The organism is Actinobacillus succinogenes 130Z (assembly GCF_000017245.1).
Taxonomy (GTDB): domain Bacteria; phylum Pseudomonadota; class Gammaproteobacteria; order Enterobacterales; family Pasteurellaceae; genus Exercitatus; species Exercitatus succinogenes.
The window spans coordinates 346,866-373,006 of sequence record NC_009655.1; the positions used below are offsets into that span (position 1 = coordinate 346,866).

The 26,141-nt window shown below is 41.8% G+C and carries 20 protein-coding genes; 7 read left to right on the plus strand and 13 right to left on the minus strand.

Annotation, left to right across the window (positions count from 1 at the left end; all coding sequences use genetic code 11):
• Positions 1-7: 7 nt before the first annotated feature.
• Positions 8-625, minus strand: coding sequence for a thiol:disulfide interchange protein DsbA (gene dsbA, locus ASUC_RS01625; RefSeq protein WP_011978961.1), 618 nt, complete (start codon positions 623-625; stop codon positions 8-10).
• A gap of 10 nt (positions 626-635) precedes the next feature.
• Positions 636-905, minus strand: a complete 270-nt coding sequence (locus ASUC_RS01630; RefSeq protein WP_011978962.1) for a YihD family protein — start codon at positions 903-905, stop codon at positions 636-638.
• A gap of 74 nt (positions 906-979) precedes the next feature.
• Here ASUC_RS01630 and mobA point away from each other — a divergent pair, with 74 nt between their 5' ends.
• Together mobA and ASUC_RS01640 are read left to right on the plus strand one after the other, a co-directional pair.
• The gene (mobA, locus tag ASUC_RS01635; protein WP_011978963.1) at positions 980-1,549 is read left to right on the plus strand and encodes a molybdenum cofactor guanylyltransferase MobA; all 570 of its coding nucleotides are present in this window, start codon (positions 980-982) and stop codon (positions 1,547-1,549) included.
• Between the two features lie 18 nt (positions 1,550-1,567).
• Positions 1,568-2,467, plus strand: a complete 900-nt coding sequence (locus ASUC_RS01640; protein WP_011978964.1) for an aldo/keto reductase — start codon at positions 1,568-1,570, stop codon at positions 2,465-2,467.
• Positions 2,468-2,578: 111 nt separating this feature from the next.
• On the opposite strand, the gene malQ is transcribed toward ASUC_RS01640, so the two are convergent.
• Positions 2,579-4,654: a 4-alpha-glucanotransferase gene (gene malQ / locus ASUC_RS01645; RefSeq protein ID WP_011978965.1), complete on the minus strand. Its 2,076-nt coding sequence runs from the start codon at positions 4,652-4,654 to the stop codon at positions 2,579-2,581.
• An 80-nt stretch (positions 4,655-4,734) separates the two neighbouring features.
• On the minus strand, positions 4,735-7,104 hold the full coding sequence (gene glgP, locus ASUC_RS01650; protein WP_011978966.1) for a glycogen/starch/alpha-glucan family phosphorylase: 2,370 nt from the start codon (positions 7,102-7,104) through the stop codon (positions 4,735-4,737).
• Positions 7,105-7,270: 166 nt separating this feature from the next.
• On the opposite strand from glgP, the gene malT reads away from it, so the two are divergent.
• Positions 7,271-9,994 carry an HTH-type transcriptional regulator MalT gene (gene malT / locus ASUC_RS01655; protein WP_041834696.1) on the plus strand — a complete coding sequence of 908 codons (2,724 nt, stop codon included), beginning with the start codon at positions 7,271-7,273 and terminating at the stop codon, positions 9,992-9,994.
• Positions 9,995-10,046: 52 nt separating this feature from the next.
• Here the strand turns inward: malT and ASUC_RS01660 are convergent, their stop codons facing one another.
• The 5 genes from ASUC_RS01660 to malE (ASUC_RS01680) all read right to left on the minus strand — a co-directional run bounded on the left by ASUC_RS01660 (position 10,047) and on the right by malE (ASUC_RS01680) (position 17,230).
• Complete coding sequence (locus ASUC_RS01660) at positions 10,047-12,104, minus strand: alpha-amylase (RefSeq protein ID WP_011978968.1); 2,058 nt, start codon at positions 12,102-12,104, stop codon at positions 10,047-10,049.
• Between the two features lie 149 nt (positions 12,105-12,253).
• A complete protein-coding gene (gene malG / locus ASUC_RS01665; protein WP_011978969.1) occupies positions 12,254-13,144 on the minus strand; it encodes a maltose ABC transporter permease MalG in 891 nt (296 codons plus the stop codon).
• Between the two features lie 53 nt (positions 13,145-13,197).
• Complete coding sequence (malF, locus tag ASUC_RS01670; protein ID WP_011978970.1) at positions 13,198-14,733, minus strand: maltose ABC transporter permease MalF; 1,536 nt, start codon at positions 14,731-14,733, stop codon at positions 13,198-13,200.
• A gap of 81 nt (positions 14,734-14,814) precedes the next feature.
• Complete coding sequence (gene malE / locus ASUC_RS01675) at positions 14,815-16,005, minus strand: maltose/maltodextrin ABC transporter substrate-binding protein MalE (protein WP_011978971.1); 1,191 nt, start codon at positions 16,003-16,005, stop codon at positions 14,815-14,817.
• Positions 16,006-16,024: 19 nt separating this feature from the next.
• Positions 16,025-17,230, minus strand: coding sequence for a maltose/maltodextrin ABC transporter substrate-binding protein MalE (gene malE / locus ASUC_RS01680; RefSeq protein WP_011978972.1), 1,206 nt, complete (start codon positions 17,228-17,230; stop codon positions 16,025-16,027).
• A 350-nt stretch (positions 17,231-17,580) separates the two neighbouring features.
• Here malE (ASUC_RS01680) and malK point away from each other — a divergent pair, with 350 nt between their 5' ends.
• The 4 genes from malK to malM all read left to right on the plus strand — a co-directional run bounded on the left by malK (position 17,581) and on the right by malM (position 22,423).
• Positions 17,581-18,699 carry a maltose/maltodextrin ABC transporter ATP-binding protein MalK gene (malK, locus tag ASUC_RS01685; protein WP_011978973.1) on the plus strand — a complete coding sequence of 373 codons (1,119 nt, stop codon included), beginning with the start codon at positions 17,581-17,583 and terminating at the stop codon, positions 18,697-18,699.
• A 16-nt stretch (positions 18,700-18,715) separates the two neighbouring features.
• The gene (locus tag ASUC_RS01690) at positions 18,716-20,047 is read left to right on the plus strand and encodes an alpha-amylase family glycosyl hydrolase (protein ID WP_011978974.1); all 1,332 of its coding nucleotides are present in this window, start codon (positions 18,716-18,718) and stop codon (positions 20,045-20,047) included.
• A 28-nt stretch (positions 20,048-20,075) separates the two neighbouring features.
• Positions 20,076-21,368, plus strand: coding sequence for a maltoporin (locus ASUC_RS01695; RefSeq protein WP_011978975.1), 1,293 nt, complete (start codon positions 20,076-20,078; stop codon positions 21,366-21,368).
• A gap of 167 nt (positions 21,369-21,535) precedes the next feature.
• Complete coding sequence (malM, locus tag ASUC_RS01700; RefSeq protein ID WP_011978976.1) at positions 21,536-22,423, plus strand: maltose operon protein MalM; 888 nt, start codon at positions 21,536-21,538, stop codon at positions 22,421-22,423.
• 81 nt (positions 22,424-22,504) lie between these two features.
• Here the strand turns inward: malM and ASUC_RS01705 are convergent, their stop codons facing one another.
• The 4 genes from ASUC_RS01705 to atpG all read right to left on the minus strand — a co-directional run bounded on the left by ASUC_RS01705 (position 22,505) and on the right by atpG (position 26,137).
• Entirely contained in the window at positions 22,505-23,287 is a 783-nt protein-coding gene (locus ASUC_RS01705; RefSeq protein WP_011978977.1) for a Cof-type HAD-IIB family hydrolase, read from the minus strand.
• A gap of 120 nt (positions 23,288-23,407) precedes the next feature.
• The gene (locus ASUC_RS01710; RefSeq protein ID WP_011978978.1) at positions 23,408-23,836 is read right to left on the minus strand and encodes a F0F1 ATP synthase subunit epsilon; all 429 of its coding nucleotides are present in this window, start codon (positions 23,834-23,836) and stop codon (positions 23,408-23,410) included.
• A gap of 39 nt (positions 23,837-23,875) precedes the next feature.
• Complete coding sequence (gene atpD / locus ASUC_RS01715) at positions 23,876-25,252, minus strand: F0F1 ATP synthase subunit beta (RefSeq protein ID WP_011978979.1); 1,377 nt, start codon at positions 25,250-25,252, stop codon at positions 23,876-23,878.
• Between the two features lie 15 nt (positions 25,253-25,267).
• Complete coding sequence (atpG, locus tag ASUC_RS01720; RefSeq protein WP_011978980.1) at positions 25,268-26,137, minus strand: F0F1 ATP synthase subunit gamma; 870 nt, start codon at positions 26,135-26,137, stop codon at positions 25,268-25,270.
• Positions 26,138-26,141: the final 4 nt, after the last annotated feature.

Below are 26,141 nucleotides of genomic sequence, written 5' to 3' on the forward strand. Positions count from 1 at the left end.
TCCTCACTTATTTTTTCAATAATTCGATTGTTGTTTTGATGTAATCACCGACAAAATCATCGTGTGACAAACCTTCGGGATTCACGCGATATTTACCGTTGACGTAGAAATCCGGTACGCCCTGTACTTTAAATTGCTCTGCCAGATTTTGTTGCTTTTTCACTAACGCGTTGACGGCAAAACTGTTGATACCGCCGTCAAACTGTTCGGCCGTAATCCCGTTATCGATAAATTTTTGGCGAATATCGTCCATTGAACGCAAAGCATTTGCTTGTGCACTTTCGAATAACGACTGTTTCACTTTGCTTTCCACGCCCAATGCCATCGCTAATGCCCAAGCGCGGGTTAAATTCTCAGATTGATGGCCCAAAAAATCTACGTGATATTGTTTAAATATTGTGCCTTGTGGCAATTCTGCTTTCACTTTTTCAGGAATTTTGTATTGCATTTCAAAGCTGTAACAATGTTGGCAATAGAACGAAAAAAACTCAATCACTTCCGGTTGGGCCGAAGGATTTTGTGCTACCGTAACATATTGTTCACCTTCTTTTAATTCGGCAGCCTGCACATTCAATGACATAACAACTGCCACCGCCGAAATTAAGGCAAAAAGCGTTTTTTTCATGAAAATATCCTTATTTAATAATACCGCGTGCTTTAAGTAACGCGGTTTTAAAATCGTCTTCATAATCTTTTTTAATACCGGGAATCGGTTCCAGTTTATCCGCATCACGCATTTTTAACTGATAAATAATGACCTCGTCCGACAATTCCGTTAAAGGCTTGTCAAATCCCGCTTCATCCGCAATACTTTGCAAAATCTGCATTAAACTCATTTCCGGGTCTTTTTTAGACCAATATGGCTGTAAAAGTTCCAAAACTTCATTCAGACGATGACATTTCATAATTATTTCCTTTAATATAAACAAAACAGCTAGCGGTGGTGCATAATACTTGAATTAGAGGCGAATGACAAACAATGATAACGATAAGTGCGGTGATTTTAGCGGGCGGTTTGGCAAGACGCATGAACGGCGCGGACAAAGGCTTACAAAAATTTCATGGAAAACCGCTGATTCAGCATGTAATCGAACGCTTACAACCTCAGATTTCCACTATTCTTATCAATGCCAACCGCAATTTAACGGATTATAAGAAATTCGGTTTGCCGATTTTCAGTGACGAACTTGCAGATTATCAAGGACCGTTGAGCGGTATGCTCACAGGATTAAAAAAAGCTCAAACGGATTACGTATTGTTCGTACCTTGCGATTGCCCGTTTTTACCATTAAATTTAGTGGAAAAATTAAAAAGTGCGGTGGAAAAATCCGATGTTTTTGCCGCTTATGCGACTGACGGCGAACGCGCTCACCCCACTTTTTGTTTAATTTCCCGTCAATTATTGACCGCCCTTTCCGAATATCTCGTCCGGGGCGAACGGCGTATGCTGCATTTTCTAAACAACCGACGTGCCGTTGCGGTGGATTTTTCCCAACAAAAATCCGCTTTTCGCAACTTTAACACTTTGGAAGAGCTACAATCCCCTTAATCAATAAAGGAGTACCTTATGCAACACATTCAACTGGCTCCCGATTTAACATTCAGCAGATTAATCCAAGGATTCTGGCGGTTAAAAAGCTGGCAGAAATCACCGCAGGAATTACTCACTTTTATCAAGCAAGGACTGGAATTCGGCATTGATACCTTCGATCACGCCGCTTGCTACGGTAGTTTTACGGCAGAAGCCGAATTAGGCCGGGCTTTGGCACTGGACAAATCTTTGCGTTCTCAACTGACTTTAGTCACCAAATGCGGTATTTTGTACCCGAATGACGAACTTTCACAGATTAAATCCCATCATTATGATAACAGCTATCGGCATATTATATGGTCGGCGCAACGTTCCATTGAAAAGCTGCAATGCGAATATTTGGATGTGTTACTGATTCACCGTCTTTCCCCCTGTGCCGATCCCGAACAAATCGCCCGCGCTTTTAATGAACTTCATCAATCCGGCAAAGTACGTTATTTTGGCGTATCAAACTATACTCCGGCTAAATTTTCCATGTTACAGTCTTATGTGAATCAACCGTTAATCACGAATCAAATCGAGATTTCCCCTCTTCACCGTCAGGCTTTTGATGACGGTACTTTGGATTTTTTACTGGAAAAAAGGGTGAAACCTATGGCATGGTCACCTCTCGCCGGCGGTCGTTTGTTCAATCATGATGAAAACCTCCGGATAATACAAAAAACATTACTTGAAATTGGGGAAACAAAAAGCGAAACCCGTTTAGATACCTTGGTTTATGCCTGGTTATTAGCTCATCCGGCGAAGATTATGCCGATTATCGGTTCCGGAAAAACAGAACGAGTGAAAAACGCGGCGGATGCTCTGAAAATATCTTTCACCGAAGAGGAGTGGATTAAGGTTTATGTGGCCGCGCAAGGGCATGATATTCCGTAACATCCGCCCCGTCCTTAATAAAGAGAGGGCGAAAGATTTATCAGAACATGTTAGCGAAGGAAGTCACCGAATTACGTTAAACGCCGATTATTAAGAGATGAACGCTATGATCTATTCCTTACGAATAGCATTTACCTCTTTTAATAGCTTCCGAATATCCGTATCGGCAAAAATATCGGTTATATTTGCAGTTAAACGGCGACGCCAATTAGCGTATTGAGTGCTGGTTCCCGGAATATTAACCGGTTCGCTCATACCAAGCCAGTCCTCCGGTTGAAAACCGAATAAACCGCTACTCACATGAGCCACGTAGGTCTGCAGCCGGTGAATAAATTTATTATTCACCGGCGAACCTAATTCCGCATTAATTTCCGTATCTACCGGTACATAATGTTGCGCTAATCGCTGTAAAATTCGCGTTTTAGCCCGAACACGCTCCCGCTGTAAAATATCCAGAATTTTCGGATTAGGATACACACCGAATTTTTCTCCCAGTTCAAAATCATAACCGCGCCAATAGCCGCTGACAGTGGGTAAATCATGTGTACTTAACGTAGTCATGGCTTGATAAGGATAAGTCCGTAAATCCCGGCTTTGCCCTTGTTCGTCAAATTCAAAATAGAAAATCTTGTAAGATAAAATCCCGGCATTTTTTAATTTACCGATGATTTCTTTCGGCACGGTGCCTAAATCCTCACCGATAATTAAACATTGATGACGTTGGCTTTCAAGAGCGAGAATAGCAATTAAATCATCCACCGGATAACTGACGTAAGCGCCGTTCGCCGCGCTGTCACCCTTTGGTATCCACCATAACCGCAACAACGACATAATATGGTCGATACGTAATGCGCCGCAATATTTCATATTGGCGCGCACAAGAGCTATAAACGGACGATAGGCCTGTTGTTTTAACACGTGCGGATTCATCGGCGTCAAGCCCCAGTTTTGTCCTTGCGGACCTAACACATCCGGCGGCGCACCGACAGAAGCATTTAAACAATAAAGTCGTTTATCGTTCCAGGTTTCCGCACCGCTTCCCGTCACACCGACCGCTAAATCGCGATACATACCGATACGCATATTCAGCTGCCGGCAAACCGTATCACATTCCGCCAATTGCTGATCGGCGATAAATTGCAGCCACGCATAGAATTCGATCTCCGCCTGATGTTCGATTCGAAATCGTTGTACCGCCGAAGAATGGTAATCCTGATATTCTTTCGCCCAAAAATCCCACCCCCACTGATTATCAAACCGCGCCGCCAAATGCTGATGAAGGGCGTCAAAAGTCGCCTGCACCTGCAGACTTTCACCGCCCCGTCGTACAAATTGTGTAAATTGCCGGACAGAAAGTGCGGTCGGATTTTGCTTAAATTTTCTGAAAGCAAAACGTAACCCTTCCAGTTTTAGCGGAATAATTTTGCCGTAATCCAACCACTCCGCCCGACGCAATTCCGTAAGCTTTTGCTGTACTTCGGCGGAATGAAACCAAGCCTGCGCTTCTTCGCTTTGTCGGAATTCGGCTAACTGATTAACATCGATATAGGCAATATTCAGCCATTGACGGGAAGACGGGCTGTAAGGGCTTGCCGAATAAGGATTAGCGGGAAAAAGAGAATGTATCGGGTTTAAACCTAAAAAATCCGCCTGAAAAGGTGCAAGATTTTGCAGGAATTTCTTAAGATCGCCAAAATCGCCGATTCCCCAGTTTTGCTCGGATTTTAGGGTGTAAAGCTGTAAAAAGGTTCCCCATAACTTCTTGTGCTCGCGCAATGCCTGCGGTTGATAACAAACCTGCGGAGCAACAATAATCGTACAGTCGAAAACTTTACCGCCGCTTTGCAATTGCAATTGGTGATAACCTAGCGGCAAATCTCTCGGCAAGTTAATTCCGCGCGCCGTAACAGATCCGGAAATCACCGATTGAGTATTTTCTAATTGCAGTTGCCAACGGCCTTTCAACGGACGTTTTTTATCCGCCGAATTAATCGGCAAAAAGTGCGGTCGATTTTGATAAAGGATTTTTACCGCCGGAATAGGGACACAAGAGGCCTGAATATTCCCTTCAAAAGATCTGAAAAGCGCTTTTTTAATATTATACGGCGCCCATTTTTTTACGCCCCGCTCATCGAAGAAATAAGGCATGATACCCGCTCGGCGGAATTGTTTGGTTGTTATAGTCATTATTTTTCTCCATGACTTATACTTCAGGTAAACCGCAAAAGCAGACGGCTTCCTATCGGAACACAGCCGTCCGAAAGTCATTATTTATTCAACCAGATACGTTGTTGATAATCGCGAATGGAGCGATCTGAGCTGAAAGCGCCCAAACGGGCGGTATTTAAAATCGCACTGCGTAACCAGACATCCCGATTTAAATATGCGTTGCTGATTTTTTGCTGCGCACAACGGTAGCTGTAAAAATCGGCAAATACCAAAAACGGATCCCGTTCAAGAAGACTGTCCAGCATCAATCTGAAAATCTCTCTGTCACCTTTGGACGCTTTACCCCGCGCTAAAAAATCCACCGCATTTTTCAATACGCCGTCTTTTTTGTAATAATCTTTCGGCCGGTAGCCCTTGGCTAACAATTCCCGCACACTGTCTACCGTATGACCGAAAATAAAGATGTTTTCTTCACCCACCATTTCGGCGATTTCCACATTTGCACCGTCTAAGGTACCTAAGGTCAATGCGCCGTTAAGCGCAAGTTTCATATTGCCCGTACCGGACGCTTCTTTCCCCGCCATGGAAATTTGTTCCGATACGTCGGCGGCAGGAATAATTTTTTCCGCCAGACTTACGCGGTAATCCGGTAAAAACGCTACTTGCAGGCGATCATTGACTTGTTTGTCGTTATTGATAATATCCGCCACATTATTAATGGCGTGGATAATATTTTTCGCCAGATAATACCCCGGTGCCGCTTTACCGGCGAACACGAATACACGTGGCGTATAATCCTGATTAGGATTGGCCTTTAAGGATTGATAATCGGCGATAATGTTCAGCAAGTTTAAATGTTGACGTTTATATTCGTGGAAACGTTTGATTTGCACGTCAAAAATAGCGTCAGGATTCACCTTTAAATCTAAAGTACGGTTGATTTCATCGGCGAGCACAATTTTGTTATGATGTTTAATACGTTGATATTCTTCGCGGAAACCGGCATCGTCCACGTATTTTTCTACTCCCGCCAGCAATTCCAGCTCTTTGCTCCAATCCTGTTTTAAAGTACGATCCAATAAATCGCTTAATTGCGGATTTGCCCGGCGAATCCATCGGCGGGGCGTAATACCGTTTGTTACGTTGCAGAATTTACCCGGAAATAATTTGTGATATTCGGGAAATAAATCCGTAACCAATAAATCCGAGTGAATCTGCGCCACACCGTTTACCCGGAAGCAGGTTACCACGCAAAGGTTAGCCATACGTACACGGTAATCGAAAAGAATCGCAAGTTTTTCCCATACTTGAGAATTCTCACCGAATTCCGACCGCACTTTTTGATGGAAAATATCATTAATTTTTTCCACAATTTTATAATGGCGCGGCAACAGTCGTTTAAATAACCGTTGATCCCATTGTTCAAGGGCCTCCGGTAATAATGTATGATTAGTATAGGCAAAGGTGTTGGTGCAAATATCCCAGGCCTGATCCCAGGTGAGGTGATAATCATCCAATAACAGACGCATTAACTCCGGAATAGCCAGCGTCGGATGCGTGTCGTTAAGCTGAATAACCTGACGTTTGGCAAAATCTGCCAATTGATAGCCTTCGGCAAAATGACGATCTAAAATATCGGCAACGGAACAAGCACAATGAAAATATTGTTGCATCAAGCGTAATTTCTGGCCGGCTTTATGATTGTCGTTCGGGTAAAGTACCTGAGTCAGCGCAGCGGCATTAACGATAGTTTTATCGGCGTTGAGGAATTTTCCCTCATTGAAAGCATCAAAATTAAAAGACTGATCGCTGTCCGCCTGCCACAAACGTAAAGGCTGAATCAGATTATTTCGGTAACCTACAACCGGTAAATCAAAGGCCTTGCCCTGAATTCTCAGTTTTGGCGACCATTCGTAATTATCTCCTTGAATGTGTTTGATTTTACCCCCGAAACAAACGATTCGGGTTTTAGACGGATTGAAACGATGCCAAGGATAGCTATCGCGCTCCCAAATATCCGGCGTTTCTTTTTGCATCCCGCCTGCAAAACTTTGCTTAAACAAACCGTATTGGTAATGTAGTCCGTAACCCGTAGCTTTTTGCCCCAACGCTGCCATAGAATCTAAAAAACAAGCGGCAAGACGTCCCAAACCGCCGTTTCCGAGCGCAGGATCGCGTTCTTGTTCCAAAACATCTACTAATTCCACCTGATATTGTTTAAGATAGTCACGAATTTGTTCGTAATATCCCAAATTCATCAGGTTATTGCCCGTTAAACGACCGACTAAAAATTCCATCGACAGGTAATTAACATGACGGGAATCCTCGGGCTTGGCGGCAGGTTGACTGTAAGCTAATCCGAGTGTTCCTTCGGCAACAATTCGATACCACTGTTGTAAGGTGAATTGTTTGGGATTCGCGACATCGAAATAACGGCAGTATTTTTCTACAATAGACTGAAACATCATAGGAAACTCCTAGTTGAAATTAATTGCCGTTTATTATGTGGAATCCGAATAAAATCAAATCATCCCTGTAATCATCTTATTTAGTATGATTATCGGGAAGTAGTTGAAGTGCAAAAGGAGGGAGATTTATCTTCGTTTTGCTATGAAAGAAAAACTGAAATCCATTATGCTGATACCATCTAAACTTATCTGTTCCTACCGCTTACAAAACAGTGTGCAACGTACGCGTTTAACGCAACTGTTAAATAAATCTTATCTCTATCCTGTCGTATTAGTGAATGCTCCCGCCGGTTACGGAAAAACGACCCTGCTTTCCCAATGGATTGAAAATATACAGAATGTCGGCTGGTATTCTTTAGACGAGGGAGACAATAAGACGGATCGCTTTGCCGTTTATTTTAGTGCCGCGCTTTACACGGCGACTAACGAAACGGACCCGCTGTCGGAAGAAAAACGGCAAGCGAATTTGTTAGCTTTGTTCAACCAATTATTAATTAAGGTTTCCCGTTTCCCGCAACATCTGTACCTAGTTATCGACGACTATCATTTAATAGAAAACGATGAAATCCATGAAGCTTTAAAATACTGGATTAAACATCAACCGTCCAACATGACGCTGATATTGATATCCCGTTCGGTTCCGCCGTTAGGTATCGCTAGTCTGCGCGTACAGGAACAGTTATTGGAAATAGATATGAATCAGCTTATGTTTGATCATTCGGAATGCATTGAATTTTTCCAAACCAGACTAGGCTCACAACTTAAACAACAGGATATGATAGCACTATGTAATGAAGTGGAAGGATGGCCGACCGCATTGCAGTTGATTAGCCTTTTTGCTAAAAACAAATCCCGTACATTACAGGTACCGTTACAGGATATCGCCAAACGGCTTGCCGTCTCCAACAACTATCATATTAACGAATATCTGGCCGACGAAGTACTGAATAAAGTAGACAATAACACGCGCTTATTTATTTTGCGCTGTTCCGTACTGCATTCAATGAACGAATATTTAGTACGAGCGGTAACAGGAGAAAAAAACAGCTGTAATAAATTGGAATCATTAGAAAAACAGGGATTATTTTTACAACAAATGGCTAATAGCAAATGGCAATCCATAGATGATAACTGGTGGAAATTCCATCCGCTGTTTGCTTCATTTCTGAATTTTCATTGTCACCACGAGCTGCGTGACGAATTGCCGGAACTACATCGACGTGCCGCCAACGCTTGGGTAAAACTAGGATATGTTACCGAAGCGTTATATCATGCCATGCAATTATCCGATACCACCTTGTTGCTCAATCTGTTAGCAGAACACGGTTGGAGCTTATTTCATCAAGGAGAGCTCAAACAGTTGGAAGAGAGTCTGAACAGGCTGGCTTATAGCCATTTAAGCAAATATACCAATTTAGTATTATTAAAAGCCTGGTTGGTGCAAAGTCAGCACCGCCATACAGAAGTTAGCGGCATTTTGGCGGAATTTTCTCAGACCTTAACGGAAAACAAAATAGAATTAAGCAAAACGGCACAGGCGGAATTTAACGTATTGCGTGCACAGGTAGCCATTAATTCAGGCGATGAAAATACAGCGCTCCAATTAGCTTCCGACGCTTTAAAAGACCTATCGGAAAACGCCTATTATGCTCATATCGTCGCCACCTCCATCATTGGTGAGGCTCACCATTGTCACGCTAATCTGCCTCAAGCGCTCGCTATGCTGCAAAAAGCCGAACGAATGGCACGGCAACATCATACTTATCACAACATTCTTTGGTCCCTTTTACAGCAGTCCGAAATTTTATTGGCACAGGGTTTTTCGCAAGCCGCTTACGAAATGCTGGATAAAGCCCATGAATTCGTAAAAGAAAATCATCTGCAGAAAGTACCTATGTATGAATTTCTCTTGCGTTTGAAAGGTAAAATTCTGTGGGAATGGTACAATCTCGATAAAGCGGAATCCATGGCTACCGCCGGCATGCAGGTATTACAGAAAAATGAAGATAAATTACAATGTCTGACTCTGTTGACAAAAATTTCATTGGTTAGAGGCCATTTAGACAACACCGCTCGCCTATTACACGAAACGGAACAGCTGGAAGGTACCCATACGTATCACCACGACTGGATAGCCAACGCCGATCAGATCCATATATTTTATTGGCAAATGACCAACGATGTCGAATCCGTTCGCAATTGGTTGATCCAAAATCCCGCGCCCGTTTCGGATAAAAACCATTTTACCCAAATACAGTGGCGTAATATTGCGCGGGCTCGTATTTTACTCGGCCAATACGAACAGGCGAAAGATATTTTAGACAAGTTAATCGAAACGGCAGAAGCTTTTTCTCTGATTAGCGATTTAAACCGCGCCCTGATCGTACGTAACCGCCTTTATCATCTACAAGGAATGAAAGAATCGGCGCAACAGGATTTAATCGCCGCCTTGAAACTGACGAGACAAACCAATTTTATCAGTGCTTTTGTGATTGAAGGCGACGTAATGGCGCAACAAATTCGTAATTTATTGCAATTAAATGTGCTGGACGAACTGGTTTTACACAAAGCGCAGTTTATTTTACGTAATATTAACCAATTCTACCGGCATAAATTCGCTCATTTTGACGAAGATTTCGTCAATCGTTTATTGAACAATCCGAAAGTTCCCGAGCTTTTAAAAATCAGCCCTCTGACTCAACGGGAATGGCAGGTATTGGGGTTGATTTATTCCGGTTACAGCAATGAGCAAATCTCCGACGAATTGCAAGTGGCCGCCACCACCATAAAAACCCACATTCGCAATCTTTATCAAAAAATCGGCGTAACCAACCGCAACGAAGCCATCAGTTATACCAAAGAATTGCTGATATTAATGGGTTATAATTAAAATCAAAGTGCGGTGAAAAAATTCAAATTTTGACCGCACTTTTCGGATTTATTTAATTTCCGGCCCAAACCACCATTACTTTATCTTCGCCAAGGGTTCGGCTAAAAGCAAAATAACTTTCGGATTTCAGAGTTTGATGAACACCGGCCCCAACGGCCTGATGACGTTGACGGAACTGTGCCAGTTTTTGCCAGTGTTGATGTAGAGCCTGCTTGCTCCGATCTTTTTGCAAATCCGTCCAATTCATATCCGAACGGGTTCCTTGCACCGGATCGGAACCGGTGGCACCGAACTCGCGCCCGCTTTCGTCACCATAATAAATCTGTACCGCTCCCGAAGAAAGAAGAAGCAGATTGGCCGCTATTTTTTGTTTTGCCACATTCCGTTCGCTGTCGGAATGGAAAAATAATCGGGTGTCATGAGAAGATAAATAGCTCAGTACATTGAAATCTTTCAATTTGTTATTCATTTCCTGATATACGGGTTCAATCCGGGCAAAACAGTCCAGTGCATTTTTTGCCTGATCCTGAAAATCAAAATTAATCATGGCATCAAAACCGTTCTGATAATAATCGCTTTTGAATACGCCATGCCCCCAGGCTTCGCCCGTCATCCAGAAATCGTCGCCGAAACTTTCCTTCGGATTTTTCTGTTGCCATTCCTTCAACGCTCGTTGGGAAGCTTGTTTTAATGCAAGCCAGGTAGATTTTTCTACATGTTTTGCAGTATCCACGCGAAAACCGTCAACTCCGTATCGACGTACCCAGTCCGTTAACCATACAATCAAATAATCCCGCACTTTGGCATTATCCAATTTTTTCGCATTAGTGTTTTTATGCTGAAAAAATCGTGGTAATTCGACCGCACTTTCGCTTTCCGTTTTCAAATCCGGTAAGGCGGAAAGCGACATTCTTAAGTCGTCGAATTTAGGACTGTCGTAATCGCCGATATCCGCTCGCACCCAATCTTTTCCCCACCAGTTTTGCCAGGCCTTGCTATCGCCGAATTTGATGAAATCGTTAAAACTGTGCCAGTTTTGTCCTTTTTCCGGTTGCCAGTTTGTCCATTTTTCACCCAAAACAGCTGTAATTTCTTCCGGTTTTAGATAAAAATCGCCGAACTTAAATTCCTGCATATCGGCAAGAGTGGCATAGCCGGTATGATTCATAACGATATCGAACAACACCCTGATACCGCGCCGGTGAGCCTGCTGAATCAAATTTCTCAGATCCGACTCCGTTCCCATATTGGCATCCAGTTTTGTCCAATCAAGGTGATAATAACCATGGTAACCGTAATGCGGAAAATCCCCCTTATTACCGCCGCCGACCCAACCGTGCATTTGCTCCAGCGGCGAACTGATCCAAAGCGCATTTACCCCTAATTGCTGCAAATAATCCAGTTTTTCCGTTAATCCCTGCAAATCGCCGCCGTGAAAAGTCCCGATTTCCTGCATGCCGTCTTTATGCCGTCCGTAACTGTTGTCGTTAGCGGGATTTCCGTTGTGAAACCGGTCGGTAAGAACAAAATAAACGGTAGCGTTTTTCCAATCAAAAACATCCGTTTTTTCGACCGCACTTTTTTCCAATAAAATTAAACCGTCGGCGTTGGCGGCCGGCATCATAATCACTTTACCGTTTTTCACTTCGGCTATTTGATTCGAATAAAAATCCCGTACCGATTCCCCCTCGGCAAAAGTAGAAGACACATCTATTTCAATAGGTTGTTTATTCCACCGTGGGCAGCTTTTCAGCGCATTTTTATCACTACTTTGCTGCTGTTGCACACCGATTTTCAGAGTCGGCGTACCGCTGCGCATATCGATTTGAGCGATATAATTGCCCCGCCGAAACAAACGAATATGAGGCGCTTCACCAAAACAGGGAATCAATGAAACCGTTTGATTTAATTTCATCGCACTTTGCGGTTGATAGCATTGGTTATCAAAGATGAACGTTAAAGGATAATAACCTTTCTCCAACGCCGTTTGCGATTGAAATAAATTGGTTTCGGCACTATCGTTGAAATACCGGAAATGCGTATGCTGCCAGCCTTGCGCAAACGAGACGGAGGAAGTGAACAAACAAAAATAGAGTAACGATTTTTTCATAGTAACCTGATTTGTAAAATAGTTTTTCCGGCTTAAAAAACACACCGATTTTTGACCGCACTTTTACTGTTTCCGAGATAGCGCAGGTTTTCGGTCTATGTTTGTTTAATATCAGACTAATCGGCTTCTCCCTTTAAGCTTAATTAAAATTAACCTTTCACCCCACCCGCGGTTAATCCGCCGATTAACCAACGTTGAGCCAGCAAAAACACTAACGTAATCGGAATGGCCGACAATACTGCCGCAGCGGCAAAATCCCCCCATAAATAGTTTTGCGGATATAAATACTGCTGCATACCCACTGCCAGGGTATAGCTATTCACATCACGCAACAGCAATGACGCCACCGGCACTTCGGTAATCGCCGCAATAAAGGAAAGAATAAAAACTACCGCTAAAATAGGCACGGAAAGCGGCAATAAAATCAGACGGAAAGCTTGCCACGGTGTAGCGCCGTCCAGTGCCGCGGCTTCCTCTAAAGAACCGTCAATAGTTTCGAAATATCCCTTAATTGTCCAGACATGTAAAGCTATACCACCCAAATACGCAAAGATCACGCCTCCGTGGGTATTAAGTCCGAGAAAAGGGACATATTGTCCTAAACGGTCAAATAAGGCATATAACGCCACTAAAGACAGTACCGCCGGAAACATTTGGAATATCAACATACCTTGTAAAATAGTTTTTTTACCTTTGAATTTCATTCGGGCGAAAGCATATGCGCAGGTTGTGGATAAGGTCACAATGCCAATAGACGTTATCGTCGCCACTTTAATGGAATTCCATAACCAACGTAATACCGGAAACGGCGGCGGTGTCACCGAGCCGTCCGCATGGGTCACTTCGAAACCTAACGCCGCTTGCCAGTGTTCCCAAGATATTTGACTCGGAATAATATCGCCGATAGCGAGGTTGCCCGGACGCAAAGAAATACCTATTACCATTAATAACGGGAAAATAATCAGAGCGAGAAAACAAACTAAAATAAAATGAGTTGCCCATACCCGATAACGTACTGATTTAGATTGAACAATCGCCATAGATACTCCTTAAATCAATTGAGGTTGAGGATAATCCTTAACCCGAAACATTTCTATAATTCCATTTTGGTCGCTTTAATATTCAATAATGCCAAACCGCCTACTAACAGGAAGATAATAGTCGCAATAGCCGCTGCCAGGCCGAAATCCTGAGTACCGCTGCCTTCAAATGCAATACGGTACGTATAACTGACCAACAAATCGGTATAACCCGCCGGAGTTGTCGTGCCGATCATATCCGGGCGACCGTTGGTTAATAATTGAATCAGAACGAAGTTATTAAAGTTGAAGGCAAAAGAGGCTATCATCAACGGAGTCAATGGTTTTAACAGCAACGGAAAGGTAATTTTGCTGAAATTTTGCCAAGTCGAAGCGCCGTCCATTGCGGAGGCTTCGTATAAATCCGACGGAATGGCTTTTAATAAGCCCATACATAAAATCATCATATAAGGATATCCCAACCAAGTATTGACGATAAGAATCATCACCTTGGCAAGAAAAGGATCATTAAACCATTCGGGGCTGATACCGAATAATTGATTCAGAATTATATTGATTTCACCGAAACTTTGGTTAAACAACCCTTTGAAAATCAAGATAGAAATAAAAGATGGCACAGCATAGGGCAAAATCAATAATAATCGATAAACCGCTTTGCCTTTCAGGGCTTCCCATTGCATTAAACAAGCCAGTATCATACCGAGAATAACGGTGAATACCACAGTTAACAGCGAGAACACCACCGTCCAAATAAAGATTTGTACAAAAGGTTTTTGGATACCTTTATCCGTGAAAATTTTGACAAAATTATGAAAACCGGAACCTACCGTATAACCCGGTTCGAGAGTTTCGTTTAGCCAATCACCGCTTTCATTTACAGCCTGAAAAAATCCGGTTTCATCATTAGCTTTATATAATTTGCCGTTTTCATTATTGCGTAAGATATTATTTTCTTTATCAAACTGATAACGGGCTTTTTGTTCGGAAAACTGGCGCAATGAACTCATGGTCAGTTCGTTATTATTCGGTAAGATTACTTTCATTGCCTGAAGAAATCTACGATTTTGAGTAATAATTTTCAACGGGGCAATCTCGCCTGCAGGTTCAGCTTGTTCGTTAACCGGCACATTCTCCGTATTAAGTGCAACGCTTTCTGACACGAAAGTCTGCGCCGTGGCGGGATTGGTTAATACGATTTTATATTTATTATCCGCCTGCGGGTAAAGCTTAAAATTATATTTGTCACCGGAAAAATAACGTTGTTCGGTAAGTACGGAAAGTACACGTTCAAAAGACAACTGGTTCGATCCGCTGTAATTGGTAAAAGCGATAGCTATGGTCGCCACTAAAGGGAATAAAATAAAAATAGTCATCCCCATAATACCGGGATAAACATAACGCCATGCATAAGCGTTTGGGTTGGTAAAAACATAAACGCCCGAAGTCAGGATTACGAGGGTTAAAATGGCAAACAAATACTCGCCTTGCAAATACATTAATCCGACCAGATAAAAATCAAGTAACAGCACAAAGCCTGCTATCAGGTATTTCAACCATTGAGTGGATTGGAACTGAGTTAGGATGGGCATAAAAAACACCTCGAATTTTGACCGCACTTTGGGGTGAATTTGAAAACGGAGTGGGCAAACCGCCCACCCAAATTAACAAAATTATTGTTGTTTTTGAATACGGGCATGCGCATCATCCAACGCCGCTTTCACCGTTTGACGACCGGTTACCGCGTTGTTTATAGCTGATTTTTCCGCATACCAAAAAGAAGTCATCTGCGGAATATTCGGCATAATTTCACCGTTTTTCGCATTTTCCATAGTTGCCGCAATACGCGGATCCGCCGCCAGTTTTGCCTGATAAGATTTTAATGCTACCGCACCTAACGGTTTGTCTTTATTCACCGTATCCAAACCTTCATCGGTTAACAAGTAATTTTCCAGGAATTCTTTTGCCAAATCTTTGTTCGGGCTTGCACTGTTTACACCGGCACTCAATACGCCCACGAACGGTTTGGAAGCCTGACCGTTTAAAGTAGGTAAAACAGCTACACCATATTTCACCCCGCTTTTATCAATATTACCCCAAGACCAAGGGCCGTTAATGGTCAATGCGGTTTGACCTTTATTAAAAGACGCTTCCGCTACGGCATAGTCCATATCCGCACTGATATGTTTGTTTTTTACCATATCGACCACAAATTGTAATGCTTTCACAGCCCCTTCATTATTCACACCGATATCTTTTACATCATATTTACCGTTGTTATATTTGAATGCGTAAGCACCGTTAGATGCAGCCACAGGCCAAGTAAAATAAGGTTCGGAAAGATTCCACATAATGGCATTTTTACCATCTTTTTTGAGTTTTTTATCTAACTCAATAATTTCTTCCCAGGATTTCGGTGCTTCTTTCACTAAATCTTTGTTATAAATTAAAGAAATAGCTTCAATAGCAACGGGATAACCTATGATTTTACCGTTATAGGTTTCCGCATCCCATGCGAAGTCAACGAATTTATCTTTAAATTCTTTGCTTACGTTAACTTCCGCCAATAGCCCCGATTGCGCATAACCACCGAAACGGTCATGTGCCCAAAACATAATATCCGGACCATCACCGGTCGACGCGACTTGTGCGAATTTTTCTTCAAGTCTGTCCGGATGTTCTACCAATACCTTTACACCCGTATCTTTTTCAAATTTTTTACCGACTTCCGCAAGACCGTTATACCCCTTATCGCCGTTAATCCAGATAACCAGATTACCTTCCGTCATTTTAGCCGTAACGGAAGCGGAAAGAACTAAACCGGCAACGGCGGTTAAAGTGAGTTTGATAAGTTTATTTTTCATAAATAAGCTCCTTGATTGGTTATTTGTTAATACCCGAACGAATGCGTTGTTCCGCGTTATCTAAAGCTTGTGAAGCCGTTTCACGCCCGGTTATCGCATTGTTTATCGCGGATTTCATTGAATACCAGAATGATGTCATTTGCGGAATATTCGGCATAATTTCACCGTTTTTCGCATTTTCCATAGTTGCCGCGACACGGGGATCGGAGGCAAGTTTTGCCTGTAGAGAAAGTAACGGAACGGCGCCTAACGTATTCGTTTTATTTATTATTTCAAGACTTTCGTCAGTTAATAAATAATTTTCGATAAATTCTTTTGCTAAATCTTTATTCGGACTGGAAGCATTAATCCCTATACTGATAATACCGACAAAAGGCTTGGACGGTTTTCCGTTAAAGGTCGGTAAAGCGGTTACACCATAATTCATTTCGGCTTTATCCAGATTAACCCATGCCCAAGGACCATTTATTATCATCGCCGTATCCCCCCTAATAAAGCCGGCTTCCGCAATGGCATAATCGGTATCGGCACGAATATGGTCGCTGTTTACGAAATCCACTACAAATTGTAACGCTTTTTTAGCTCCCGGATTGTTTACTCCTATATCGGATATATCATATTTTCCCTGATTTATCTTAAATGCATAACCTCCATCGGCGGCTAAAACCGGCCATGTAAAATAAGGTTCGGAAATGTTCCAAACAATAGCGTTTTTTCCTTTTTTCCGTAATTCGTCATCAAGTACCTTCAGTTCTTCCCATGTTTTCGGCGGCGTTTGAACTAATGCTTTGTTATAAATCAACGATAATGCTTCGATAGCCATCGGATAACCAATAATTTTACCCTCATAAGTTTCCGCATCCCATGCGAATCCGGAAAACTTATCCTTAAATTCTTTAGAGGGCGTTAATTCGGCTAATAATCCCGCTTTAGCATAACCGCCGAACCGATCGTGAGCATAAATGATAATATCCGGTCCCGCACCGTTTGAAGCCAGCTGTGCATAATCTTCTTCAAGTTTTCCCGGGTTTTCGACTTTAACCGCAATACCCGTATCCTTTTCGAATTGTTCGCCTATTTGCGCGATTACCGGATGACCTTTACCTCCGCCCCAAACAACCAATTTACCTTCCTCAAATTTAGCCCATGCGGAAAAAGAGAAAAATATGATTGAACCTGAAAGTAAAGTATAAAACAGAGTTTTTGACTTACTATTTAATTTCATATACGGTACCTGTAAGAATAGAGGAAAAAACATTCTTTTCACTTGAAAAGTATTATGGTTAATCCCCCTGCTTTGTTATCATCCCCCCTTCTATGCCCCCCATAAAAAAAATATGACTAAGATCAAATTTTGTTTCGTTTCAGCAATATTTTGTGATCGGGATCACAAAATATTTTTTAAAAAATGTGATCAATCTCACAAAAAAGCACTAATGAATAAACTGATACCTTTATTCTATATAAAAAATAATTAAATCAATCTCCCCCCTCAAAATTTTTCCGTAGGATGATTTATTATTGCGCTTAAAAGTGAATGATTAGACGTGAAAAATTGTAGTAAGAGGTCCAATTATGGCAAGTGTAACATTACGCAATGTAAGTAAATCTTATGGCGATGTCTGTATCTCTAAAGATATTAATCTGGATATAAAAGAAGGTGAATTTGTCGTTTTTGTCGGCCCGTCAGGATGTGGGAAATCCACCTTATTGCGGATGATAGCAGGACTTGAAGATATTACTACAGGCAAACTTTATATTGGCGATAAATTAATGAACGAGGTAGAACCGTCCAAACGGGGTATAGGTATGGTATTCCAATCTTATGCGCTTTATCCTCATTTAAACGTTGCTGAAAATATGTCTTTCGGTCTGAAATTAGCCGGTATAAATAAAGCGGAACGAGATAAACGGGTAAACCAAGTGGCGGAAATTCTACAACTGGCCCATTTGTTGGATCGCAAACCTAAAGCGCTTTCCGGCGGTCAGCGTCAACGGGTGGCTATAGGACGAACTCTGGTCTCTCAACCCGAGGTATTTTTGTTGGACGAACCCCTCTCAAATCTTGATGCGGCATTACGTGTACAAATGCGGGTAGAAATTTCCAAATTACACAAAAAATTAAAACGCACAATGATTTATGTAACGCATGACCAAGTAGAAGCGATGACGCTTGCCAATAAGATAGTGGTATTAAATGCGGGCGGTATTGCACAAGTAGGTAAACCTTTGGAACTTTATCATTATCCTGCAAATCGTTTCGTCGCCGGATTTATCGGCTCACCCAAAATGAATTTCCTACCCGTAAAAGTCACTGCGGTAGAAAAAGAACGGGTGAAAATAGAATTACCCGATGCCAACCACCATAATTTCTGGATTCCCGTTTCAGGAGACGGTGTAAATGTGGGGAATAATCTCTCTTTAGGTATTCGTCCGGAACACTTAGTACCATCGGATCAAACAGCTATCACCTTACGTGGAATAGTACAGGTAGTGGAATTATTAGGTAATGAAACGCAAATTCATTTAGAAATCCCTGAAATCAAAAAACCATCTCTGATTTATCGCCAAAGCGACGTAGTTTTAGTCAATGAAGGAGATGAAATGAATATAGGTATAGTACCTGAACGCTGTCATTTATTTAAAGAAGACGGTATCGCCTGTAAACGATTATTTTTAGAAAAAGGCATCTGATTAAGAGAGCAATAAAATGTGTTTGTCCGTTTACCAAGCAAAACCCTATGTAGAATTAAAACATCCCGAATGGGCAGAAAAAGCGGTCATTTATCAAGCTAATATCCGTCACTTTACAGCAGAAGGTACATTCCAAGCGTTTAGGGCTCATTTACCAAGATTAAAGAATTTAGGGATTGATATTATTTGGTTGATGCCGGTTCATCCGATAGGTGAGCTAAATCGTAAAGGGTCATTAGGCAGCCCTTATGCTGTTAAAGACTATTATGCCGTAAATCCTGAATTTGGTACGGCAGAAGATCTGAAAATATTAGTCAACGATATTCATACTTTAGGTATGTTCGTAATATTAGATTGGGTTGCTAACCATTCCGCGTGGGATAACGTGTTAACCCTTTCCCATCCCGAATGGTACAGCAAAAATAAACAGGGAAATTTTCAACCGACTCCTTGGTATGACTGGAGCGACATTATTGAATTCGATTATACCAATTCCGGATTACGTCAATATATGACGGAAGCGATGAAATATTGGGTAAAAAATTATGATATTGACGGTTTTCGTTGCGATGTAGCCGGATTTGTTCCTACGGATTTTTGGAATCAAGTCCGTTTAGAACTTGATGCTATTAAACCGGTATTTATGTTAGCGGAATGGGAAAGTCGTGATTTACATCAAAAAGCTTTTGATATGACCTATGGGTGGGATCTTTGGAATAAATTGTTAGCCGTAGCGAACGGGCGGGGATATAACGATCAGGCTTTTCCCGCATTAATTGAATATATGGCGCATGATGTGAAAACATTTCCCAGAAATGCCTACCGCATGTTATTCACCGATAACCATGACAAAAATGCTTGGGAAGGCAATCAATACGAAAACTTTGCCGATGCTCTTGAAGTAGCCACCGTAATGACCGTTTTAGCTAACGGTATGCCTCTTGTATATAACGGTCAGGAAGCGGGATTAGATCGTTCGCTTGCTTTCTTTGATAAGGATCTTATTGAATGGAAACCGCATAACAATGGTGAGCTTTATCGAATGTTGTTCAGTCTGAAACATAAAAACCTGGCTTTACGCAACGGACTGCGTGGAGGAGAAATGATTAGAATCCCTAATTCGGGTGAAAAAATTCTATCCTTTTATCGCGAAAGTGACGGAGATCGCGCTGTTGCTATTTTGAATTTCAGCAATAAAAAACAGATGTTAAAACTTCAATGCGACGGCATTGAAGGTATTTACATAAATTGGTTTAGTCAACGATCTTATCAGCTTGAAATATCTCACCAAGTCGAGATTGATCCTTGGGGATATATCGTATTAAGCCAGCATAAAATTAATAATTAACCTAAGTAAGACTTAAGTGAGGTCTATTATGAACAATAAAAAAACACTTCTGGCGGTTGCTATCAGTGGAATGATGTTTGCAACAAGCGCTGCGGCGGTAGATTTTCACGGTTATGCCCGTTCCGGTATAGGTTGGACATCCGGTGGCGGTGAGCAAACGGCACTTCAAGTAAACGGCGGAGGTTCTAAATACCGTTTAGGTAACGAAACCGAAACCTATGTAGAATTAAAATTAGGTCAGGAATTATTCAAAGAAGGGAATAAATCTATTTACCTGGATTCGAATATAGCCTATTCAGTCGATCAACAGGTAGACTGGGAAGCGACAGATCCGGCCTTACGAGAAATTAATGTTCAATTTAAAAATTTTGCAGAAGATTTATTACCGGATGCTACATTATGGGCAGGTAAACGTTTTTATCAACGTCATGACGTCCATATGAACGACTTCTATTACTGGGATATTTCGGGTCCGGGTGCCGGTGTGGAAAATATTAATTTGGGTTTCGGTAAATTATCTTTGGCGGTAACCCGCAATACTGAAGGCGGCGCTACCGCTACTTACGGTACCGATAAAGTTTATTATATCGATGATAACGGTCAAATTCAGTCTAGATTTGAAGAGCGTAAAGCAAACGTTTACAACGATGTATTCGATATTCGGTTAGCGGAACTAAATGTGAATCCTAACGGTAAATTAGAAATCGGTTTCGATTACGGTAATGCGCATACAAAAAACGGCTATTATCTGGAACCGGGTGCAAGTAAAAACGGTTATATGATCACTTTAGAACATACACAAGGCGAATTCTTCGGTGGTTTTAATAAATTTGTAGCACAATATGCAACCGACTCCATGACTTCATGGAATACGGGACATTCACAAGGCAGTTCCGTTAATAACAATGGTCATATGCTCCGTTTGATAGATCACGGTGTAGTGCAATTCAGTCCTAAAGTGGAAATGATGTATGCCCTAATTTATGAGAAAACGGATTTGGATAATAATCAAGGTAAAACCTGGTACTCTGCAGGCATCCGTCCTATGTATAAATGGAATAAAACAATGAGTACCTTGATTGAACTGGGCTACGACCGTATTAAAGACCAATCGTCCGGTGAGAAAAACGATTTGGCCAAAATAACGCTTGCACAACAATGGCAAGCAGGTGACAGCATTTGGGCCCGCCCGGCAATACGTGTATTCGGTACTTATGGTCGCTGGAATGATAAATTCAACATTACCGACCGTACCAATGCCGGTTACAAAGCAAAAGATGCCGAATTTGTCGCTGGTGTACAATTCGAAGCATGGTGGTAAAAAATCGCTTAGTTACCGTAGAATGGATCTACCATCCACCGTTTGCACATAAAAGTGCGGTCATTTTTTGAGGTTTTTTGATGAACAAGGATGTTCTGACCTCCTGCGGTTACAATTTAACAACTTGATTTACTATAATATTTCCCGACGTTTTTTTAGAGGTTAATATGAAAAAAACACTACTTTCAACCGCACTTTTATTGGCTAATATCGTCACTGTTTTACCCGCCGTCGCAAATAATTCAACGACTCCCGTTCATATTAATTCAACGGTATTAGCACAAATTCAATGGCAGGATGTGCCATTATCTCAAACTGTAAAAACAACCCTGACGGAGCAACAAAAACAAGCTTTTACCGCTCAATTTGCCGGGGTTGCAAGTCCGGTCGCCGCTTATCGCATTCCTGCAAACCAAGGTACATTGGAAATCGAAATCGAAAGTCCGGTGGTGGACAAAAATCTTTTTGTACCGACCGCAGTAGTGTTAGACGGCAATTTTAATGTGGCGGCAACCTATCCCTCTTCCGAATTTAAATTGCAAGAAGAAAGGGGATTAAAAGGTAATCGTTTAGGCGCGAGACTTAATTTAACGCCTTCTATAAACCAGGATTATATTTACTTATTGGTTTATACCACTCAACAGGATTTAGCTAAAACCACAATTGTGCCGCACCCGGCCAAACTCTATGCAAAAGCTACCGGCAAACAGCCACCCGCCATTAACGACATTGAAGTGGCGCACAGTTTAAACGGCAAAATTGAAATTAATGTATCAGGCGCAAACGGTACTAAATTTATAGGATTACCTACGGAAATATTTAGCTCCGATAAAGCTTCGACTCCCGTAGGCAAACCGGCTGCTTCAACCGTACAAAATCCCGGTGCGGTAATTACCGCCGTAGATAAAGATACCGAAGCCTATTTTAATCAAGCGGTGACCAAAGCGCTAAAAGCGAAAGATGTAAATAAAGCTCTAAATCTGGTTAACGAAGCGGAAAAATTAGGGCTAAAATCGCCCCGTCAAATTTTCTTAAAAAATGTAAATTCGAATTAATCCTCTAATAGTCTTTTTCATATTTATATTTTTATCTGCACATCAAGGACGAATCTAAATTAATCCGGAGTGCAGATTTTTTTATTTAAATTTATCTTCTAATACTAAAGCAATGCCGTCTTCGTCATTAGACATAGTCACTTCTTTCGCTACCGATTTTATTTCATCCGGCGCGTTACCCATAGCTACGCTTAAACCCGCGTATTGCAACATATCCAAATCGTTGAAGTTATCGCCGAAAGCAATCACTTCATCGGCATTTACATGTAAATATTGTTCCATGAAACTAATGGCTTTGGCTTTGGTTGCCGCTTTATTCATAATTTCGAGATATTCGGGTTTAGAACGATGAATGCTCAAGTGCGGTAGTTTTTGCTTAAGTTTTTGTTCAAGCGGTTGAATTTTATCCGCTTCTCCCATCACCAAAATTTTATGTGCTTTTTTGAGATTTGTCGGTATTCGTTCAGGAGACAAACCCGTAATATCCGCTTCCTGTTTTGTCCAATAATTGTTTAAATCATTAGCGAACCAATCTAAACCGACGTAGTGATTTATTGAAAGATATTGATAATCCGTCAGAATTTGATTAAGTATTGCTAAGTCTGTCTGATCTATTTGAACACTGTAAAGTTCCCGCAGATTTTGATCTAAAATCAATGCGCCGCTATAACAAATAATAGCTTGGTTGGTTTGTAACTTATCCGTATAAGGCGTTATGGCATAAGGCGGGCGGGCGGAAACGGGGATAAACGGAACTCCTTTGCTAATAACCGATTTAATTGCCTGTTCCGTTCGCGAACTGATTTGATGCCGGCTGTTCAATAAAGTACCGTCCATATCGCTGAAAATAGCTTTGTATTGCATATTTATTTTCCTGTTATAAAAACTGAGTGAATTCAGCTTAACAAATAACAGATAAAATACCAACCAAGCGGCTAAAAATAAAGCCGCTCCTGTTAGGAACGGCTTCAAGTGCGCTTAAAATCAGCGTTTGTTTTTCACTAATTTTTCGGTCAGTTCGTAAGCTCGCAGCTTTGCCAGCTCTTTCGATAATTTTGCCACCAGTAAATTGTGATCCACATCGGCATGTTTTGCCACGATATTATCTTCCGCTTTGCGTTTAGCATTAAGAATACGTTCTTGATCTAATTCGATACCTCGGATAGCTACGTCAGCAAGCACAGTTACTATATTAGGCTGAACTTCTAAAAATCCGCCCGATACATAAAGTACTTCTTCGCTATTATCTTCACGGGTAATTTTGACGATGCCCGGTTTAATTCCCGTTAATAAAGGAATATGCCCGGCCAAAATACCCAATTCCCCTTCAGAACCGGTAGCTTGGATACTTTTTACTGCACCTTCAAAAATTTTTTCTTCCGCACTTACAACGGTTAAGTTGAATGTTGCCATGTTTTTCTCCTTCAATTCTGGTAATCAGTCTTGAAGTGATTACATATTTTTCGCTTTTTCAACAACTTCTTCGATTGAACCGACCATATAGAACGCTTGTTCCGGAATATGATCGTATTCGCCTTCAAGAATACCTTTGAAACCCCGAATCGTATCTTTCAAGGATACGTATTTACCCGGCGAACCGGTAAACACCTCAGCAACGAAGAACGGTTGTGATAAGAAACGTTCGATTTTACGCGCACGTGCCACAACAAGTTTGTCATCTTCCGAAAGTTCGTCCATACTGAGAATAGCGATGATGTCTTTCAATTCTTTGTAACGTTGCAAAATACCTTGTACACCGCGGGCTACATCGTAATGTTCCTGACCTACGACTTGCGGGTCTAATTGACGTGAAGTCGAGTCTAAAGGGTCAACCGCCGGATAAATACCTAAAGACGCAATATTACGGCTTAATACCACGGTTGAATCCAAGTGAGCAAAGGTTGTTGCCGGCGATGGATCGGTTAAGTCATCGGCTGGCACGTAAACCGCTTGTACGGAGGTAATTGAACCGGTTTTGGTCGAAGTGATACGTTCTTGCAATACACCCATTTCTTCCGCTAATGTCGGCTGATAACCCACCGCAGAAGGCATACGACCTAACAATGCGGATACTTCCGTACCGGCAAGGGTATAACGATAAATATTATCCACGAAAAATAATACGTCACGACCTTCATCACGGAATTTTTCCGCCATGGTTAAACCGGTTAATGCTACACGTAAACGGTTACCGGGCGGTTCGTTCATTTGGCCGTAAACCAACGATACCTTATCCAATACGTTCGATTCTGTCATTTCGTGGTAGAAGTCGTTACCTTCACGGGTTCGTTCGCCTACACCGGCAAATACGGAGAAACCCGAGTGCTCAATTGCGATATTACGGATTAATTCCATCATATTAACGGTTTTACCTACGCCCGCACCACCGAACAGGCCGACTTTCCCCCCTTTTGCAAACGGGCAAATCAAGTCGATAACTTTAATGCCGGTTTCCAAGAGTTCCGTACTGTTGGATTGATCTTCATAACTTGGTGCTTCACGATGAATAGCCCAAGTTTCTTCGGCACCGATTTCGCCTTTTTGGTCGATCGGTTCACCCAATACGTTCATGATACGACCAAGGGTTTTAGTACCAACCGGCACGGAAATAGGGTTCCCCGTATTCTTCACCGCTAAACCGCGTTTTAAACCATCTGAGGTACCTAACGCGATACAACGTACCACACCGCCCCCTAATTGCTGTTGAACTTCGAGGGTTAAACCGCCTTCTTCAACTTTTAATGCATCGTAAACTTTTGGTACTGCATTTTGTGGGAACTCAACGTCGATTACCGCACCGATAATCTGTACAATTTTTCCTGCTGACATTACCGCTTTTCTCCATTAAATTGCTGCGGCACCCGCAACAATTTCATTTAATTCATTTGTGATACTTGCTTGACGGGCTTTGTTATACACCAACTGCAGATCATTGATTAAATTACCTGCGTTATCTGTTGCTGCTTTCATTGCAACCATTCGAGCTGCCTGTTCCGAAGCCAAGTTATCAACCACAGATTGATAAACTTGGGATTCCAAATAACGAGTGAGCAAATTATCCAATAAAACTTTGGGCTCCGGCTCGTATAAATAATCCCAAACCTGTTGTCTTTCGTCTAGGTTATCGGTATCCAATTCGGGCAACGGTACAAGCTGCGCAACACTCGGTTTTTGCGACATGGTATTGATAAACTGATTATGAGCTAAATATAAAGCGTCGATTTTATCTTCTTTATAAGCATCAAACATATCATTTGCAATACCGAGCAATTCTTCCACGGAAGGATTATCGCCAATTCCCGAATGCTGGGCTCTGATTTTAAAACCTAAAGAACGGAAAAAAGCAATACCTTTTGCGCCGATTACACCGACTTCAACCGTAACGCCTTGTTCCTTCCATTTTTTAATTTCGTTCAGTACGGCTTTAAATAAGTTAATATTTAAACCGCCGCACATACCGCGGTCTGTCGACACCACTAACATACCCACTGTTTTAACTTCACGTTCCATTAAAAACGGGTGTTTGTAACCGATACTCGCTTTAGACACGTGGCTGATAACATTTCTGATCGTTTCAGAATAAGGGCGAGAGGCCGCCATGCGATCCTGCGTTTTACGCATTTTCGACGTAGCCACCATTTCCATTGCCTTAGTAATTTTTTGTGTACTTTGCACACTGGCAATTTTGGTTTTTATCTCTTTTCCGCTAGCCATTGTC